Raw genomic sequence first — 18,030 nt, 5'->3', positions numbered from 1 at the left:
GTGTACGACATCGGCGTCAATCCGTGGGTGTGGACCTCTCCGGTCGACGACCGGGCGCTCGCCGAACTGGTGCCCCGGATCGCCGCGTTCGGCTTCGACGTGGTGGAGCTGCCGATCGAGCAGCCCGGTGACTGGGATCCGGTCCGCGCCCGTGACCTGCTCGCCGAGCACGGGCTGGGGGTGGCCGCCGTCTGCGCGGTCACCCCGCCCGGGCGGGATCTGGTGGCCACCACCCCGGACGCCGTCGAGACCACCGCGGCGTACCTCAGGGGCTGCGTGGACGCGGCGGCGGTCGTCGGCGCGGGCTGCGTGGGCGGCCCGGTCTACGCGGCGGTGGGCCGGACCTGGCGGATGTCTCCGGCCGCCCGCGAGGCCTGCTACCGGCAGTTCCGGCGGGCGCTCGCCCCGGTCGCCGAGTACGCCGGGGAGCGTGGCGTGAGCATCGGGGTGGAGGCGCTCAACCGGTACGAGACGAGCGTGGTCAACACCATGGAGCAGACCATCGAGCTGATCGACGGCCTGCCCGCCAACGTCGGCATCATGATCGACACCTATCACATGAACATCGAGGAGGCCGACCCGTACCTGGCGCTCGTCCTGGCGGGTCGGCGCATCAAGCACGTCCAGGTCAGCGGGACGAACCGGGGCGCGCCCGGGATGGACCACTTCGACTGGCCGCGGTTCTTCGCCGTGCTCCGCGCCACCGGTTACCGGGGTTCGATCTGCATCGAGTCGTTCACCGCCGAGAACGAGACAATCGCCACCGCCGCCTCGATCTGGCGACCGCTCGCCCCGTCGCAGGACCACCTCGCCATGGACGGGCTGAGCTACCTGCGACAACTCCTGCGCTGACCGGTCCTGTCGTGGGCCCGGGGGCGCCCGCGATCCTTGCCAACACATCATTCGTATGATGAAATTCACCGCAGTCGGGTCACCGGGCGCCGCGGAGGGCAAGCCGCAGCCCGATCTCCCCCTCGATGAGCCGTCCGAGCGCGAGCGTCCGGCGTGGCACCCGTGCCACGCCACGCGCGGTGGCGCCGACCACCGGGCGCGACCTCGGGTCGATCGGCTGTTCTGCGGGCACGGGGTCCGTCACGCCGCAGTCGGACCCCGTCCCCGCAGGACCGACCGCGGTGACCACGCCGCCGCCGGCGCCACCGGCCAGGGGCGGTGACCGCCCGCACCACACCACCCCCACCCGAGTTAGGAGTACCTCCCGTGTCCGTACCCCCCTCTCCCGCCGCGCCGCGGCGGTTGTGGGCCGGGGCGGCCGCGGCGGCGTTGACCGCCGCGACCGCCGTGACCGTCGTGGTCACCTCGGCCGCTCCCGCCTCCGCCGCCGTCACCACCCTCTACGCCTCCCCCTCGGGCAGCGGCACCACCTGCTCCGCCGCCCAGCCGTGCTCACTGACCGCCGCCCAGACCGCGGTACGCTCCCGCACCGCCGCGATGACCGACGACATCGTGGTGGAACTGGCCGACGGGGTGTACCGGCTCAGCGCCCCGCTGCGGTTCACCGCCGCCGACTCCGGCGTCAACGGCCACCGGGTGGTGTGGCGGGCCGCCGCCTCCGCGCGGCCGGTGATCAGCGGCGCCCGTGCGGTCACCGGCTGGTCGCTGGTGGACTCCGCGAAGAACATCTGGCGGGCCAACGTCGGCGCCGGCGTCGACACCCGGCAGCTCTACGTCAACGGCGCCATCGCCACCCGGGCCCGCACCCAGGTCAACCGGGCCGACTTCACGCCCAGCAGCACCGGCATGCGGTTCACCAACAGCGCGCTGGGCTACCTGAACAACACGACCAACCAGAACCGCATCCAGATGGAGAGCGTCGGCTCGTTCACCGACCGGTACGTGTCGGTGCAGAGCATCAGCGGCGGCATGATCACGATGCAGCAGCCGGGTTGGAGCAACAACAACTTCGGGTACGACACGTTCACCAGCCCGCACCGGGCCGGGCCGCTCTACCTGAGCAACGCCTACGAGTTTCTCGACGCGCCGGGGGAGTGGTACCTCAACCCGGGCACCGGGGCGCTGTCCTACATCCCGCTCGCCGGCCAGAACATGAGCAACGTCAGCGTGGAGCTGCCGACGTTGCAGTCCCTGCTGAGCGTGGGTGGCACCTACGACGCGCCCGCGCACCACCTCACCTTCAGCGGGATCACCTTCACCGGCACGAGCTGGCTGACGCCCAGCAGCAACCAGGGCTACGTCGACCAGCAGACCGGCGCCTACATCGTCGGCAACTGGAGCTGGCCCAGCTTCACCTCCTGCCACAACGGTTGCTCCCAGTTCGAGGCCACCCGGCCGAACTGGGCGCAGTCACCCGCCGCCGTGCAGGTCTCCGCGGCCAACAACGTCACCCTCACCGACTCCCAGTTCCTCAACCTCGGCCAGACGGCCATCGGCATCGGCAACGACGCCAACGCGCACACCAGCGGGGTCGGCCTGGGCGCCAGCAACATCGTCGTCACCCGCTCCGAGATCGCCCGCAGCTCCGCCGGGGGCATCGTCGTCGGCGGCGTGCGCGCCGACGCCCACCACCCCGGCGACCAGCGGATGGTCAACCGGGACATCACCATCAGCAACAACCGCATCCACGATCTCGGCGTGGAGCACCGGGGCATCGTGTCGGTGCTGACCACGTACGTCACCAACGCCACCGTCTCGTACAACGAGGTCTACAACATGCCGTACACCGGCATGTCGATGGGGTACGGCTGGGGCGCGAACGACGCCGGCGGCAGCAACCACTACGCCAACCGGGGGCTCTACAACTACCAGCCGCGCTACTCCACCCCGACCACCGCGTCCAACAACCGGCTGATCGGCAACTACGTGCACGACGTGATGCAGCAGATGAACGACGGCGGCTGCATCTACACGCTCTCGGCCAACCAGGGCGGGCTGATCAGCGACAACTACTGCCTGCGCACCAACGGCTACTTCGGCGTCTACTTCGACGAGGGCTCCCGGTACTGGACGGCCCGCAACAACGTCTTCTCCAACACCGGCACCTGGGCCACGGCCAACTACTGGTACGCCGAGAACATGGGCAACTTCACCGTCACCAACAACTGGTCGACCAACAACAGCACCAACGTCACCAACGGCGACCGGGGCAACGTCGTCAACAACAACGTCGTGGTGTCCAACGGCCAGTGGCCGGCGGGCGCGCAGGCCGTGATGGCCGCCGCCGGCCCGCAGGGCGGCACCACGCCTCCGCCCACGCCGCAGAACACGCAGATCGTCGGCGGTCAGTCCGGCCGTTGCCTGGAGATCGGCGGGTCGAGCACCACCAACGGCACCCAGGCCCAGATCTGGGACTGTCTCGGCGCGACCAACCAGCGCTGGACCCACACCGCCGGCAAGCAACTGATCGTGTACGGCAACAAGTGTCTGGACGCCTCCGGGCAGGGCACCGCCAACGGCACCCTGGCCATCATCTGGGACTGCAACGGCCAGTCCAACCAGCAGTGGAACCTCAACAGCAACGGCACCATCACCGGCGTGCAGTCCGGCCTCTGCCTGGACGTCTCCGCCCAGGGCACCGCCAACGGCTCGAAGGTGCACCTGTGGTCCTGCCACGGCGGCACCAACCAACAGTGGTCCCTCCGCAACTAACCCTCCCCCTTCCCCCCCCCTTCTCCGCCGATCTAGGGAAGATTGTCGTGGATGGAGATGCACCAACGACAATCTTCCCTAGATCGACAAGGCGGGGGAGGGGTGGGCGGGGTCAGCTTAGGTTGGGGCGGAGCCAGGGTTCTATCTGCTCGTAGGGCAGGGCCCGGCGGTCGGCGTAGTCGCGGGCCTGGTCCTCGCCGATCCGGCCGACCGTGAAGTAACGGGACGCCGGGTGGGCGAACAGCAGCGCGCTGACCGCGGCGGCGGGCGTCATCGCGTACGACTCGGTCAGGCCGAGGCCGGCCCGGTCCGCGCCGAGCAGCGTGAACAGCTCGCCCTTGAGGCTGTGGTCGGGGCTGGCCGGGTAGCCGAGCGCCGGCCGGATGCCCCGGAACCGTTCGGCGTGCAGGTCCGCCAGCGACGGCTCCACGCCCGGCTCGTACCACTCACGGCGGGCGGTCAGGTGGATCCACTCCGCGAACGCCTCGGCCAGCCGGTCGGCCAGCGCCTTGACCATGATGGCCCGGTAGTCGTCGTGCTCGGCCTCGTACCGGGCGGCCAGCGCGTCCGCGCCGTGGATCGCCACCGCGAACCCGCCCAGGTGGTCGCCGGCCGGGGCGACGTAGTCGGCCAGGCAGCGGTTGGGACGCCCGTCGGGCTTGGCGGTCTGCTGGCGCAGCATCGGCAGCCGTACGCCGTCCACCACGAGGTCGTCGCCCTCGGCGTGCGCCGGCCAGAACCCGTACACGCCGTGCGCGGTGAGCGAACCGGCCGCGACGATCTCGTCCAGCAGCGCGTTCCCGTCGTCGTACAGCTCCCGGGCGGCCGGCTGCTCCAGGATCGCCGGGTAGCGCCCCTTCAACTCCCAGGCCAGGAAGAAGAACTGCCAGTCGATCATCTCGCGGAGCGTGCCGAGATCCGGCCGGACCTCCCGTACGCCGGTGAACTCCGGCACCGGCAGCCCGTCGAACGAGACGGCCTCCCGGTTGGCGCGGGCCCGACCCAACGGCAGCAGGGGAGTACGCTGCCGCTGCTCGTGCTGCTCGCGCAGCCGGGCCTGCTCGATGCGGTTCTCCTCGCCCAGCTTCTCGGCGCGGTCGGCGTCCAGCAGGTCGGACACCACCCCGACCACCCGGGACGCGTCGAGCACGTGCACGGTGCTGCCCTCGTACGCGGGCGCGATCCGCACGGCGGTGTGCTGCCGGGAGGTGGTGGCCCCGCCGATCAGCAGCGGCAGGGTCAGGCCGCGCCGCTGCATCTCGGCGGCGACCGTGACCATCTCGTCCAGCGACGGCGTGATCAGCCCGGACAGGCCGACCGCGTCGGCCTTCTCGGCGACCGCGACGTCCAGGATCTTCGCGGCCGGGACCATCACCCCGAGGTCCACCACGTCGTAGTTGTTGCAGCCGAGCACCACGCCGACGATGTTCTTGCCGATGTCGTGCACGTCGCCCTTGACCGTGGCCAGCACCACCTTGCCGTTGCCCCGACCGATGCCGGCGGCCTTCTCCGCCTCCATGTACGGCTCCAGGTACGCCACCGCCCGCTTCATCACCCGGGCGCTCTTGACCACCTGCGGCAGGAACATCTTCCCCGCCCCGAACAGGTCGCCGACGACCTTCATGCCGTCCATCAGCGGACCCTCGATCACCTCCAGCGGGCGGACGACCTGCTGCCGCGCCTCCTCGGTGTCGGCCTCGATGAAGTCCACGATCCCGTGCACCAGGGCGTGCGACAGTCGTTCCCGGACCGGCGCCTCCCGCCAGGTGAGGTCCACCGTCCGCCGGGTGCCGGCGCCCTGCACGCTCCCGGCGAACGTCACCAGCCGGTCGGTCGCGTCCGGCCGCCGGTCGAAGATCACGTCCTCGACCAGCTCCAGCAGGTCGGCCGGGATGTCCTGGTAGACGGCGAGCTGACCGGCGTTGACGATGCCCATGTCCAGCCCGGCCCGGACGGCGTGCAACAGGAACGCCGAGTGCATGGCCTCCCGGACCACGTCGTTGCCGCGGAACGAGAACGACAGGTTGGAGATGCCGCCGCTGGTACGCGCGCCGGGGCAGCGTTCCTTGATCAGCGGCAGCGCGTCGATGAACGCCTTGGCGTACCCGTTGTGCTCGGCGATGCCGGTGGCCACGGCCAGCACGTTCGGGTCGAAGATGATGTCCTCCGGCGGGAAGTCGGCCTGCTTGGTGAGCAGGTCGTACGCCCGGCCGCAGATCGCCACCTTGCGTTCGGTGGTGTCGGCCTGGCCCTGCTCGTCGAAGGCCATCACCACCACGCCGGCGCCGTACTCGCGGATCTGCCGGGCCTGCGCGAGGAACGGCTCCTCGCCCTCCTTGAGGCTGATCGAGTTGACCACGCCCTTGCCCTGCACGCACTTGAGCCCGGCCTCCAGCACGCTCCAGCGCGAGCTGTCGACCATGATCGGGATGCGGGCCGCCTCGGGCTCGGTGGCGAGCAGGTTGAGGAACGTGGTCATCGCCCGCTCGCTGTCGAGCAGGTCGGCGTCCATGTTGACGTCGAGCAGGTTGGCCCCGCCGCGTACCTGCTCCAGGGCCACGTCGACGGCCGCCTGGTAGTCGTCGGCCTCGATCAGCCGGCGGAACCGGGCCGACCCGGTGACGTTCGTGCGTTCGCCGATCATGACGAACCCGGTGTCCGGGGCGATCGTGAACGGCTCCAGACCGCTGAACCGGGTCGCCGCCGGGGGCGCCGGCACCCGGCGCGGCGGCAGCCCGGCGACCGACTTGGCGATCCGTTCGATGTGCGCGGGGGAGGTGCCGCAGCAGCCGCCCACGATGTTGACCATGCCGTCCCGGGCGAACTCGCCCAGCAGCAGGCCGCTCTCCTGCGGGGTCTGGTCGTAGCCGCCGAAGGCGTTCGGCAGGCCGGCGTTCGGGTGGCTGGCCACGAAGGTGTCGGCCACCCGGGCCAACTCGGCCAGGTGGGGGCGCATCTCCGCCGCGCCGAGCGCGCAGTTCATACCGACCACGAGCGGCTCGGCGTGCGCCACCGACGCCCAGAACGCCTCGACGGTCTGCCCGGACAGCGTCCGGCCGCTCAGGTCCACGATGGTCACCGAGATCCACAGTGGCAGGTCCGGGGCGACCTCGCGGGCGGCGGCGATGGCGGCCTTCGCGTTGAGCGTGTCGAAGATCGTCTCGACCATGAGCAGGTCGACGCCACCCTCGGCCAGGGCGGCGATCTGCTCGGCGTAGGCGGCGCGCACCTCGTCGAAGGTGACCGCCCGGAACGCCGGGTCCTCGACCTTGGGCGACAGCGACAGGGTGACGTTCAACGGGCCGATCGACCCGGCCACGAACCGGCCGCCCGCCTCGTCGGCGGCCTGCCGGGCGAGCTGCGCGCCGCGCAGGCTCATCTCCGCCGCCACCGACTGCAGACCGTAGTCGGCCTGGCCGATGCTGGTCGCGGTGAAGGTGTTGGTGGTGGTGATGTCCGCGCCGGCCGCCAGGTAGCGCCGGTGCACGTCGAGGATGACGTCCGGCCGGGTGAGGTTGAGCAGGTCCGGGTCGCCGGTGACGTCCTGCGGGTGGTCGGCGAACCGGTCACCCCGGTAGTCGGCGGGCGCCAGGCCGGCGCCCTGGAGCATCGTGCCGAACGCCCCGTCGAGCACCACGATCCGCTCCGCCAGCAGGCTCCGCAGCTCTCGCACTGAATTTCGCATCCGCGCACCCTCCCATTCCGGGAGGCGCCCTTGCGGAGTACGGCAAGCCGGCCGAGCGTGGCGGGCTCACGCCCGTTGCAGCGCCTCTCGGTCAGCCTGTCGATCCTAACCGAAGCGGGGCGGGTCGGTCACTCCGCCGGTGCCGGAGCGGTGCGGCGGTCCGGTGCCACGCCCGTCACCCGTCGATCCCGTCGTCGGCCTGCGCGTGCATACTGGCTGCGCCTCTGCGCCGGTGGAGGCTGCGCCGCCGCGCCGGTGGAGCGCCGTGCGGGGCTGCCGGGAGCATGCCGACGAAGCCTGGAGAGACCGATGCCGACCACGGTGAGCGCCACGAAGACCCGCGCCGCGCTACGTACGTCGGCCCGGGTCTCGCTGGAGGCGTTGCTGGTCCTGCTGTTCACCACCGTCGTGCTGTGGGTGCTGGGCCGGATGTGGCCGATCGTCTGGCCGCTGGTGATCGCGCTGCTGATCACCACGCTGACCTGGCCGGTGACCCGTTTCCTGCGTCGGCACGGGTGGCCGCCGGGGCTGGCCGCGTCGGCCGTCACCGTGGGTTTTCTCCTGCTCGCCGCGGGTGTCGTGGTGCTGATCGCGGTGCCGGTGGCCGCGCAGTCCGGGGAACTGGTCACCGGCGTGGTCGGCGGTCTCCAGCAGCTCCGCGAGTGGGCCTCCGGGCCACCGTTGAACATCGGCGACGACGAGATGAGCGCGGCGCTCGACACCGCGGTCGGCCGGGTCCAGGACAGCATGGGCAGTATCGTCACCGCCACGGTGACCGGCGTGGGCACCCTGGTCAACGGACTGGTCACCACCGTCCTGGCGCTCTTCCTGATGTTCTTCTTCCTCAAGGACGGCCCCCGCTTCCTGCCCTGGCTGGGCCGCCAGTTGCCGGGTCGGCTCGCCACCGACGTCCCGGTCGTGGCCGCCCGCTCCTGGGACACCCTCGGGGCGTTCGTCCGCTCCCAGGCGTTCGTCGGCCTGCTCGACGCCGTCTTCATCGGTCTCGGCCTGTGGTTCGTGGGCGTGCCACTGGTGCTGCCGCTGGCGGCACTGACCTTCGTGGCGGCGTTCGTCCCGATCGTGGGCGCCCTCTTCGCCGGTTTCGTCGCGGTGCTCATCGCGCTGGTGTCGAACGGACCAACGGACGCGTTGATCGTGCTCGCCATCATCATCGTGGTCCAGCAGCTCGAGGGGAACGTGTTCCAGCCCATGGTGCAGAGCCGGGGCCTCGGGCTGCACGCGGCGGTGGTGCTGCTCGCCGTGACGCTCGGCGGCAGCCTGGCCGGCATCGTGGGCAGCCTGCTGGCCGTACCGGCCGCCGCGCTGATCGCCGTCGGCTGGACGTACCTGCGGGAACAGCTCAGTGATCCGGCGCCGCAGCCCGAGTCCGACGTGCCGGGGACCGACGAGCCCGTCTCCGACGTGCCGGCCCCCGGTCGGGCGGCCACCGCGCCGGAGACGGCCTGACCGGGCCGCTCTTCCCGGCCGGCGCGCCCCGCGCGACTGTGGGATGGGTTCAGGCGCGGTGCTCGGGTAGGGCGAACCGCCACCGCCGCGCTCTCAGCACGGGCACGGCCCGGGCCACCGCGTCGACGGTCTGGCTCCGGTCACCTCCGCCGTCGTGCAGCAACACGACGGCGCCGGGGGTGATCCCGTCGAGCAGGCGGCGGGCGAGCTCGTCCGCGCCGGGTGGCTCCCAGTCCCCGATCGCCAGCCGCCACCCCAGCGGTCGCATGCCCAACGAGGCCGCCACGGCCGGGGTACGACCCCAGGCGCCGTACGGGGCCCGGAAGTACCGGATCCGGGTGCCGGGCACGGCCCGGTGGATGGCCTCGTTGGTCCGCCGTAGGTCCGCCGCGATCCGCTCGACGCTCCAGCCGCTCATGTCGTCGTGGCGCATGCTGTGGTTGCCCAGCGGGTGACCGGCGGCGACGATCTGGCCGACCACCTCGGGGTGCGCGTCGACCTGGTCGCCCACCAGGCAGAACACCGCCGTGATCCGGTGCCGGCGCAGCACGTCCAGCAGTCGTGGCGTGTCGACCGGGTTGGGCCCGTCGTCGAAGGTGAGGCTGACCACCCGACCGCCGCCACGCGCCGGGTCCACGATGTCGGGGCTGACCCCGGGGCGGGCCTGGGCGGGCCGCGCGGCGGCCACGGCGGGGCCGGCCGTGACGGCCGTGGTCAGTCCGGGTGCCGCGGCCGTGGTCGGGCCGGGTGCCGTGGGCGGGTACGGCAGGCGGCGGGTCACCGCGTTCGGTGGCACGGGTGGCGCCCTCCTGTCCGGGTGATGCCCGCGGTCCGTCCGGCGCGCCGCCCGTGGGTCGGCGGGCCCCGTCCCACGGGCGGCGGTCGGCTCCGGTCGCCGTGGGCCGGTCCACCCCGACGGCGGACCGGCCCACGGCGACGTCGGCCGGGAACCCCGGCGGCTCGTCAGCGGCGGGGACGCGGGGTGACGCGGGGCAGCACGTACGGCGGGCCGGCGAAGATCAGGTCGGCCTTGACCGTCTGGTACGCCCGTTTGGGCTGGTAGTTCTCGTCGTACAGGGTGGCCAGGCCCTCCGGCGGGTCGTCGAACCAGCCCGGCACCCAGGAGTGCCGGTCGGTGAAGCCCCAGACGGTGAAGGACAGGCAGCGTGGCTCGGCCAGGCACGCCTGCAGCAGCACGTGGAAGTTCGCCGCGGACGCCTGGAGACGGGGGTTGATCTCGTCGGGGACGCCGGCCCGGACCCCCTCGGTGAGCTGGCTGCGCACGTCGACCTCGGTGAAGGCCGTGGCCAGGCCCAGCTTCGCGAACCGGCGCAGCGCGTCGGCCACCTGGAAGGTGTCGAAGTTGCCGTACTGGGTGCCCAGGTGCCCCTGGCTGCCCACCCCGTCGATCGGCACGCCCCGGGCCAGCAGGTCCCGGACCATGTCGTGGACGAACTGGGTCTTGTCGTCGGCCGGGTCGCCCGAGCCGAACGCCTCGATGTTGTAGTCGTTGTAGAACAGCAGCGCCTTCGGGTCGGCGGCCCGCGCCCAGCGGAACGCGTCCGCGACGTAGCCCGGACCCAGGTGCTGCGCCCAGAAGCCCTTGTAGTGCAGGGTGGGCGGGTCGTCCCAGGGGTCGCTGACCGCCTCGTTGACGACGTCCCACTGCCAGATCTTGCCCCGGTAGCGGCTGACCACCGTGGTGATGTGCTGGCGCAGGATCTGCCGTAGCTGGGCCTTGTCGATGGATCCGTCGGCGACCCCGTCGGTCAGCCAGGTGGGCAGTTGGTTGTGCCAGACCAGGACGTGGCCGCGCAGTCGCTGGCCGTTGCGCTGGGCGGTGGCGACGATCTTGTCGGCCGCCGCCCAGTCGTACCTGCCCCGGGTGGGCTCCAACGACTCCCACTTCATGGCGTTCTCCGCGGTGACGGAGGAGAACTCGTCCCGGACGATCTCCCGGTACCGGGGGTCGTCGGGGTCGTCCAGGGCGGCCGTGTCGACCGCGGTGCCGACGTACAGGCCGTGGCGCAGGCCGAGAGCGCGCAGGCTCTGGTCGGCGGGGTCGTGGGGGCGACCCGCCGTGGCCGGCACGGTGCTCAGCACACCGACGGTCGCCACGGCGACGACACCGGCGGCTATCCACCGTCTGAGCAGCATCGACGCTCCTTCCCGGGTACGTCGCCGGGCCGGGCGTCGCGGGGGCGGGTCACGCTGGTGGCCGCCGCCGGGCACACCGAACTACCGGAAGACGTCCCGATAATTTCGAGGGGAATTTCGGAAACTCGCCTGAAACGTTAAGGTCGGTCGATGCCGCTGGTCAACCACCGAAACTTCCGACGTCGGCGGCGCTCGTCGGGCGGCGGGGGAGCGCCCCGACCGGGGACGCCGGACGGGCCGGGCCGCGAGAACGTGCGACCCGGCCCGTCCGGCGGTGCTCAGTGTTCGAGGTACGTGGCGTGGTCGAAGTCGGCGTACCCGCCGTCACCACCGAGATCCTGCACCCACAACCCGAGGAAGGCCCCGGTGAAGCCCCACGCGGCCGGCTCCCCGTCGATGATCAGCGCGGCGTGCTCGTCGGACAGGATCGTCGCGTCCAGCTCCACCGGCAGTGCCTGCCAGCCGGCGCCCAGGTCGTACGCGAACCGGACGACCGGACCGTCGAACTCCGCCCGCAGCCCGACCCGGGTGACGCCGGCGGTGTCCACGCTGAGCTCGGGCCGGGCCCGGCGTCGCCCGCTGTCCGAGCTGAGCACCTCCAGCACCGTCCGGCCGTCGTCGGCGCGGGTCAGGTAGAGGTGGTGCCAGTTGAGGGTGTTGTAGTAGGCGGTGATCCCGGCGAGCTGCCGGTGGTCGGTCGGATCGAACTCCAGCGCCGTCTCCAGCGAGCAGCGGGTCGCGCCGACCCGGCGGGCCACCAGGCTGGGCGTCTGCCGGCCGACCGGCGACTGCCCACCGTGGATCCGCAGGTGCGACGGCCGGGACCGCAGGTCGATCCAGTCGGGGCCGGCCGGGCGGCGCAGGGTCGACCAGTGCGGGCCCAGCTCGTCGGTCTCGAAGTGGTCGGTGACCGGCTCGTCCGGCCACGGGTGCGCCGGCAGGTCGGGCGCGTCGACCTCGTCGGCCGGCACGCCGTCGGCGATCCTGGGCCAGCCGCCCGGCGCCCACTCGACCCGCTGGATGGCGGTCTCCCGCCCGAGCACGCAGTTGCCCAGCGGCGTGTAGGGGCGGCCGACCAGGTGGGCCAGGTACCAGTCGCCGCTCTGGGTGCGGACCAGGCTGCCGTGGCCGGCCTTCTGCAACGGCAGGTCGGGGCGGCCCACCGAGGTCAGCAGCGGGCCGGCCGGGTCGACCTCGTACGGCCCGAACAGCTCCCGGGACCGCGCGACGGTGACCTGGTGCTCCCAGCTCGTGCCCCCCTCGGCGGTGACCAGCCAGTACCACCCGTCGTGGCGGTACAGGTGCGGCCCCTCGGTGAGGCCGACCGCGGTGCCGGTGAAGATGATCCGGGGGCGTCCGACCAGTCGCCGCTCGGCCCGGTCGTACTGCTGGATCTCGATGCCGCCGAACCGGTCCCGGCCGGGCCGCCAGTCGGCGCTCATGCTCAGCAGCCAGGTGCTGCCGTCGTCGTCGTGGAACAGCGCGGCGTCGAAGCCGCGGCCGTGCAGCTTGACCGGGTCGGACCACGGGCCGGTGATGTCCGGCGCGGTGATCAGGAAGTTCTGTGGATCCCAGTACCCGCTGGCGAAGCTGGCCACGTCGCTGTACACCAGGAAGAACTCGCCGTCGTGGTACGTCAGGTCGGGCGCCCACACCCCGTTGGAGTCGCCGCAGCCGCGCAGGTCGAGCAGGCGACGCTCGGTGATGATCCCGCCCACCGCGCGCCAGCGCACGAGGTCGCGGGAGTGGTGCACCCGCACCCCCGGGTACCACTCGAACGTCGAGGTGGCCAGGTAGTAGTCGTCACCCACCCGCAGGATCGACGGATCCGGGTGGAAACCCGACAGCACGGGATTACGGATCGACCGGGCGGCGGTCGCCACGTCAGCGGTCTCGGTCGACATGTCGGCTCCTCTGTCCATCTTTCGGGCAACTTCCGGAAGGTCGTTCGGGAAGTTTGGAAAGTCTCGACCACCGTAACGGTTCGGGTCCAGTGGCGACAGACTCTTGACCGTGAATACACAGACGTCGTAGCGTGCCGGCCATCACCCGGAAACACACCACCACCACCCCGAAACTTCCGGACCCCGCTTCCGATACCCCACCCGCGGATGACCCGGCATCCGCGTACCTCGTGAGCCCGCGAAGGGATGAACCATGACCGCGCACCTCTCCCGCCGAACGCTGCTCGGCCTCGTCGGCGCTGGCGTCGGCAGTTACCTGCTCAGCGCCTGTAGCGGCGACGACTCCGCTGACTCGGGCGGATCGCAGACCATCAACTGGTGGCACATCCAGAACACCGAGCCGATGCTGCCGGTGTGGGCGGACATCGCCAAGAGCTACCAGGGCGCCAACTCCAACGTGAAGATCGAGATCCAGCCGCTGGAGAACGAGGCGTTCAAGGCCAAACTGACCACCGCCACCCAGGCGGGCTCCCCGCCCGACCTGTTCCAGTCCTGGGGCGGGGGCGTGCTCAAGCAGCAGGTGGAGGCGGGTCTGGTCAAGGACCTGACCGACGACGTCAAGCCGTGGATCGACACGCTGCTGCCGCTGTCCATGGAGCCGTACACGATCGACGGCCGGATCTACGGCGTCCCGTTCGACCTCGGTATGGTCGGCTTCTGGTACAACAAGGACCACTTCGCCACGGCCGGCGTCACCACCCCGCCGGCCACCTGGGCCGAGCTGCTCGACGCCGTCCGCAAGATCAAGTCGGCGGGCATCGTCCCGGTCGCCCTGGCCGGCAAGGACAAGTGGCCGGCCCACTTCTACTGGGCGTACCTGGCGATGCGGATCGGCGGCCTCGGCGCGTTGCAGCAGGCGTCCAAGGACAACAACTTCGACACCCCCGACTTCGTCGCCGCGGGCCAGCGCTTCAAGGAGCTCGTCGACCTGCAACCCTTCCAGAAGGGGTTCCTGGGCGCGGAGTTCGGCTCGCCGGACGGGCAGGCCGCCACGATGGGCAACGGCGGGGCCGCCATGGAGCTGATGGGCCAGTGGGCGCCGTCGGTGCAGGCGTCCGCCTCCACCAGCAAGAAGGGCCTCGGCGACAAGCTCGGCTTCTTCCCGTTCCCGGCCGTCGACGGCGGCAAGGGCTCCGCCACGGAGGTGTTCGGCGGCGGTAACGGCTTCGCCGTCGGCAAGGACGCCCCCGCCTCCACGCTCGACTTCCTCAAGACCCTGCTGAGCGTGGAGAACCAGCGCAAGTCCGCCGCGACCGGCGCGGTGCTCCCCACCGTCACCGGCGCCACCGACGGCATCGCCGACCCGAACAACAAGGCCGTCGCGCAGACCCTGGCCAACGCGACCGGGTTCCAGCTCTACCTGGACCAGGCGTACCCGCCGGCCGTCGGGCAGCAGGTCAACGACAGCGTCGCCGCGCTGGTCGCCGGGGACAAGTCCGCCCAGGACATCGTCAAGGACATCACCAAGGTGGCGAAGAGCCAGTAACCGGCCCCAGCCGCACCGTCGTCCCTGACGACCTGACTCCGTCGTCAGGGACGACGTCCATCCCCGCAGTCGTCCGTGTAGAACCGAGTGGAGCAGCTATGACGAGTCCACCGACGATGTCGGGCCCGCGGCAGGCGGCCGGACGTCCGACGCAGACCCCGGCGGCCAGACGATCGCGTGACCGTCGGCCCCGGCCGGGCCGGCTGGGCACCTTCGCCACCTTCCTCACCCCGGCGCTGCTGCTGTTCCTGCTGCTGGTCCTCGCCCCGATCGTGGTGGCGAGCTACGCCAGCCTCTACAAGTGGAACGGCTTCGGACTGCCGGAGAACTTCATCGGGCTGGACAACTACACCCGGGCCTTCCAGGACCCGACCTTCCTCGGCGACCTGTGGCGTGGGCTGGTCCTGATCGTGCTGACGGTCGTCGTCCAGCTCCCGATCGCGCTCGGCCTGGCCATGCTGCTCAACCAGCCGCTGCGGGGCCGCAGCGTCTACCGGCTGATCTTCTTCGCCCCGTACGTGCTCTCCGAGGTCACCACCGCGGTGCTGTTCTCCCTGGTGTTCTCGCCCAACCGCGGACTGGGCGACTGGCTGACCCGGGTGCTCGGCGCGGACGCCGGCACGATCTTCGCCGACCAGGACACCGTGCTGCTCGCCGTCTTCCTGGTGGTCTCCTGGAAGTACTTCGGCCTGCACATGATCCTCTACCTGGCCGGGCGGCAGAGCATCCCCAAGGAGCTCACCGAGGCCGCCACCACCGACGGCGCCACCGCCTGGCAGGCGTTCCGGCACGTCACCCTGCCCCTGCTCGGGCCGACCATCCGGATCAGCGTGTTCCTGTCGGTCATCGGCACCATCCAGCTCTTCGACATGGTCTGGGTGCTCACCGGCGGTGGCCCGGTGCACGCCTCGGAGACCATGGCGGTGACCATGTACCAGTACGGCTTCCGGCGCTTCGAGGTCGGCTACGCCAGCGCGATCAGCATCATCATGTTCCTGCTGAGCCTCGTCTTCGCCCTCCTCTACCAGCGGATCGTCATGCGCCGCGACACCGAAGGCGCGCTCACCACCCAGGGAGCGAACGGATGACCACCACGGCCAACCCCGCGGTCCGGACCCGCCGCCTCGTGCTGCACCTCATCTCCATCGCCGTGGGCTCGCTCATCGTGGTGCCGGTGCTGTTCGGCGTGCTCGGCGGCTTCAAGGACAACGGGCAGCTCTCCACCAACCCGCTCGGGCTGCCCGACCCCTGGGTGACCGGGAACTACACCGAGATCCTCGGTTCCGAGGTGTTCTGGCGGCAGCTCGGCAACAGTCTCTTCATCGCCGTGTCCGGCACCGTGATCATGGTGGCGTCGGCGGCGATGGCCTCGTTCATCCTGGCCCGCTACGCCTTCCGGGGCCGGGAGCTGATCGTCACCATCTTCGCGATCGGGCTGATGTTCCCGTTCGCGGTGGCCATCCTGCCGCTGTTCGTGCTGCTGCGCGGCATGGGTCTGCTGGACAATCCGCTCGGGGTGATCCTGCCGCAGGCGGCGTTCGGCCTGCCGGTCACCATCGTCATCCTGCGGCAGTTCTTCCGGACGATCCCGGGCGAGGTGGAGGAGGCCGCCATCCTCGACGGGTGCAGCCCGTTCGGGTTCTTCTGGCGGGTCCTGCTGCCGATGGCGCGTCCCGCGCTGGCCACCGTCTCGGTGCTGGCCGTCGTGACGAGTTGGAACAACTTCATGCTCCCGCTGGTGGTCTTCACCGACCAGGGTTGGTGGACGCTGCCCGTCGGCGTCCAGGCGTTCCAGGGCCAGTACGCCGACGACACCGCCAAGGTGCTGGCCTACGTGGTGCTGTCGATGCTGCCGGCGCTCGCCTTCTACGCCGTCGCCGAGCGTCAGCTCGTCGGTGGTCTGGCCGGCAGCGTCAAGGGTTGACCGGCGAGGCAGGCAGTGGCACCGGATCCGCCAGCCTTCCCCGGCCGTAGGCTGCAGGCATGACGAAAGGGCAGACCGTGGGCTCCGAGACCAACCGGAACGTCACCATCGCGATGATCGCGCGCCTGGCCGGCGTCTCCGTGCCCACGGTCTCCCGAGTGATCAACGGCCGTTCGGACGTCGCGCCGCAGACCCGGGAACGGGTGGAGGACCTGCTCACCCGGCACGGCTACCGTCGTCGACAGCCCAGCCGGCGGCCCAGCTCCGGGCTGGTCGACCTGGTCTTCAACGACATCGACAGCCCCTGGGCGGTGGAGATCATCCGGGGTGTCGAGGACGTCGCGCACTCCAGCGGCACCGGCACCGTGGTGTCGGCCATCCACCGACGCACCTCGTCGGCCAAGCAGTGGCTGGACAACATGCGCGCCCGCTCCACCGAGGGCGTCATCTTCGTGACCTCGATGGTGGCGCCACCGTTGCAGGCCGAGCTGCGCCGCCTCAACATTCCGGTGGTCATCGTCGACCCGGCCGGGGTGGCCCCGCAGGAGGCGCCCACCATCGGCGCCACCAACTGGGCGGGCAGCCTGCGCGCCAACCAGTACCTGCTCAGCCTCGGGCACCGGCGGATCGGCTTCATCGCCGGTCCGCCGCAGCTCATGTGCAGCCGGGCCCGGATGGACGGCTACCGGGCCGCCCTCGACGCCGCCGGGCTCGCCATCGACGACACCCTCATCCGGCCGGGCAACTTCTACCACGAGGCCGGCTACGCCGGCGGCACCCAGCTGCTGGGCCTGGCCGACCCGCCCACCGCCATCTTCGCCTCCAGTGACCAGATGGCGTTGGGCGTCTACGAGGCGGTCCGCAAGCGCGGCCTGCGGGTGCCTGACGACATCAGCGTGGTCGGCTTCGACGACCTGCCGGAGGTCCGGTGGTGCTCACCGCCGCTGACCACGATCCGCCAGCCGCTGGCCGAGATGGGCATGCTGGCCGCGCGTACGGTGCTCCGGCTGGCCAACGGCGAGAAGATCGAGAGCCCGCGCGTCGAGCTCGCCACCGAACTGGTCGTCCGGGACAGCGCCGCCCCACCGCCCGGTCGCTGAGCCGGGGCCCGGCCCGCCCGCTTTTCCCGTCGCCGCCGCGCGCCCGGTCGTGTCCCGCGCGCCCGGTCGTGTCCCGCGCGCCCGGTCGTGTCCCGCGCGCCCGGTCGTGTCCCGCGCGCCCGGTCGTGTCCCGCGCGCCCGGTCGTGTCCCGCGCGCCCGGTCGTGTCCTGCGGCCGGTGGTGTCACGTCGGTCGGTCACCCGCCCACCCTCGGCCGGGCTCCGGCCCAGGTCGGAGCGTCGCTGCCGGACGCCCTCTTGAAGGTTGCGAAACGATCTGGCAATCTCGTCGTTATCGATGTTAGCGTTCTCCATGCTCGTCAATCGAGCAGGTACACGCTGGCCTCGGCCTGCTGTGATCGTTAACAATGGGCAGCACAGCAGGTGAACGGCGGTGCGTCGCCACCGGGAGCGTCGACGCGTGCCGCCGGGGTTCGACCCGGGTCGTGTCACCCGTGCCGGACCCGTACCACGCGGTGACCAGCAGACGCGCGGCGGCCGACGGGCCGCCGGTGACCGGGCCCGGTGATCCTGCCATGACCCCCGGGTGTCACCGCAACCCACCGACTCGCACGTACCGGGCCGTGACCACCACCAGCTCGCGGCCCCGTCCCGAAAGGCGTC

At 71.3% G+C, this 18,030-nt stretch carries 11 protein-coding genes and 1 riboswitch; of the genes, 7 read left to right on the top strand and 4 right to left on the bottom strand.

Annotation, left to right across the window (positions count from 1 at the left end; all coding sequences use genetic code 11):
• Positions 1–852, top strand: coding sequence for a sugar phosphate isomerase/epimerase family protein (locus tag O7606_RS06285; protein WP_281598117.1), 852 nt, complete (start codon positions 1–3; stop codon positions 850–852).
• Between the two features lie 366 nt (positions 853–1,218).
• Positions 1,219–3,624, top strand: coding sequence for a ricin-type beta-trefoil lectin domain protein (locus O7606_RS06280; protein ID WP_281598116.1), 2,406 nt, complete (start codon positions 1,219–1,221; stop codon positions 3,622–3,624).
• 112 nt (positions 3,625–3,736) lie between these two features.
• Here O7606_RS06280 and metH read toward each other — a convergent pair whose 3' ends face one another.
• A complete protein-coding gene (gene metH, locus O7606_RS06275) occupies positions 3,737–7,309 on the bottom strand; it encodes a methionine synthase (protein WP_281598115.1) in 3,573 nt (1,190 codons plus the stop codon).
• A 15-nt stretch (positions 7,310–7,324) separates the two neighbouring features.
• A riboswitch (S-adenosyl-L-homocysteine riboswitch) is annotated at positions 7,325–7,404 on the bottom strand.
• A 214-nt stretch (positions 7,405–7,618) separates the two neighbouring features.
• On the opposite strand from metH, the gene O7606_RS06270 reads away from it, so the two are divergent.
• On the top strand, positions 7,619–8,776 hold the full coding sequence (locus tag O7606_RS06270; RefSeq protein ID WP_281598114.1) for an AI-2E family transporter: 1,158 nt from the start codon (positions 7,619–7,621) through the stop codon (positions 8,774–8,776).
• A 49-nt stretch (positions 8,777–8,825) separates the two neighbouring features.
• On the opposite strand, the gene O7606_RS06265 is transcribed toward O7606_RS06270, so the two are convergent.
• From O7606_RS06265 to O7606_RS06255, 3 genes are all read right to left on the bottom strand, one after another.
• Positions 8,826–9,572, bottom strand: a complete 747-nt coding sequence (locus O7606_RS06265; protein WP_281598113.1) for a polysaccharide deacetylase family protein — start codon at positions 9,570–9,572, stop codon at positions 8,826–8,828.
• A 167-nt stretch (positions 9,573–9,739) separates the two neighbouring features.
• The gene (locus O7606_RS06260) at positions 9,740–10,933 is read right to left on the bottom strand and encodes an endo-1,4-beta-xylanase (RefSeq protein ID WP_281598112.1); all 1,194 of its coding nucleotides are present in this window, start codon (positions 10,931–10,933) and stop codon (positions 9,740–9,742) included.
• A gap of 278 nt (positions 10,934–11,211) precedes the next feature.
• A complete protein-coding gene (locus tag O7606_RS06255) occupies positions 11,212–12,837 on the bottom strand; it encodes a glycoside hydrolase family 43 protein (RefSeq protein ID WP_281598111.1) in 1,626 nt (541 codons plus the stop codon).
• 253 nt (positions 12,838–13,090) lie between these two features.
• On the opposite strand from O7606_RS06255, the gene O7606_RS06250 reads away from it, so the two are divergent.
• The 4 genes from O7606_RS06250 to O7606_RS06235 all read left to right on the top strand — a co-directional run bounded on the left by O7606_RS06250 (position 13,091) and on the right by O7606_RS06235 (position 17,407).
• Complete coding sequence (locus O7606_RS06250; RefSeq protein ID WP_281598110.1) at positions 13,091–14,383, top strand: extracellular solute-binding protein; 1,293 nt, start codon at positions 13,091–13,093, stop codon at positions 14,381–14,383.
• A gap of 98 nt (positions 14,384–14,481) precedes the next feature.
• Positions 14,482–15,471 (top strand): sugar ABC transporter permease, encoded by a 990-nt coding sequence (locus tag O7606_RS06245; RefSeq protein ID WP_281598109.1) that lies wholly within the window; start codon positions 14,482–14,484, stop codon positions 15,469–15,471.
• The gene (locus O7606_RS06240) at positions 15,468–16,307 is read left to right on the top strand and encodes a carbohydrate ABC transporter permease (RefSeq protein ID WP_281598108.1); all 840 of its coding nucleotides are present in this window, start codon (positions 15,468–15,470) and stop codon (positions 16,305–16,307) included. The genes O7606_RS06245 and O7606_RS06240 overlap by 4 nt, the downstream gene beginning before the upstream one ends.
• A 77-nt stretch (positions 16,308–16,384) precedes the next feature.
• A complete protein-coding gene (locus O7606_RS06235; RefSeq protein ID WP_281599516.1) occupies positions 16,385–17,407 on the top strand; it encodes a LacI family DNA-binding transcriptional regulator in 1,023 nt (340 codons plus the stop codon).
• Positions 17,408–18,030 lie beyond the last annotated feature (623 nt).

The organism is Micromonospora sp. WMMD882 (assembly GCF_027497255.1).
Lineage (GTDB): Bacteria > Actinomycetota > Actinomycetes > Mycobacteriales > Micromonosporaceae > Micromonospora.
The sequence above is the reverse complement of the archived record's forward strand: the minus strand, read 5'-3'. Positions and strand labels throughout refer to the sequence as shown.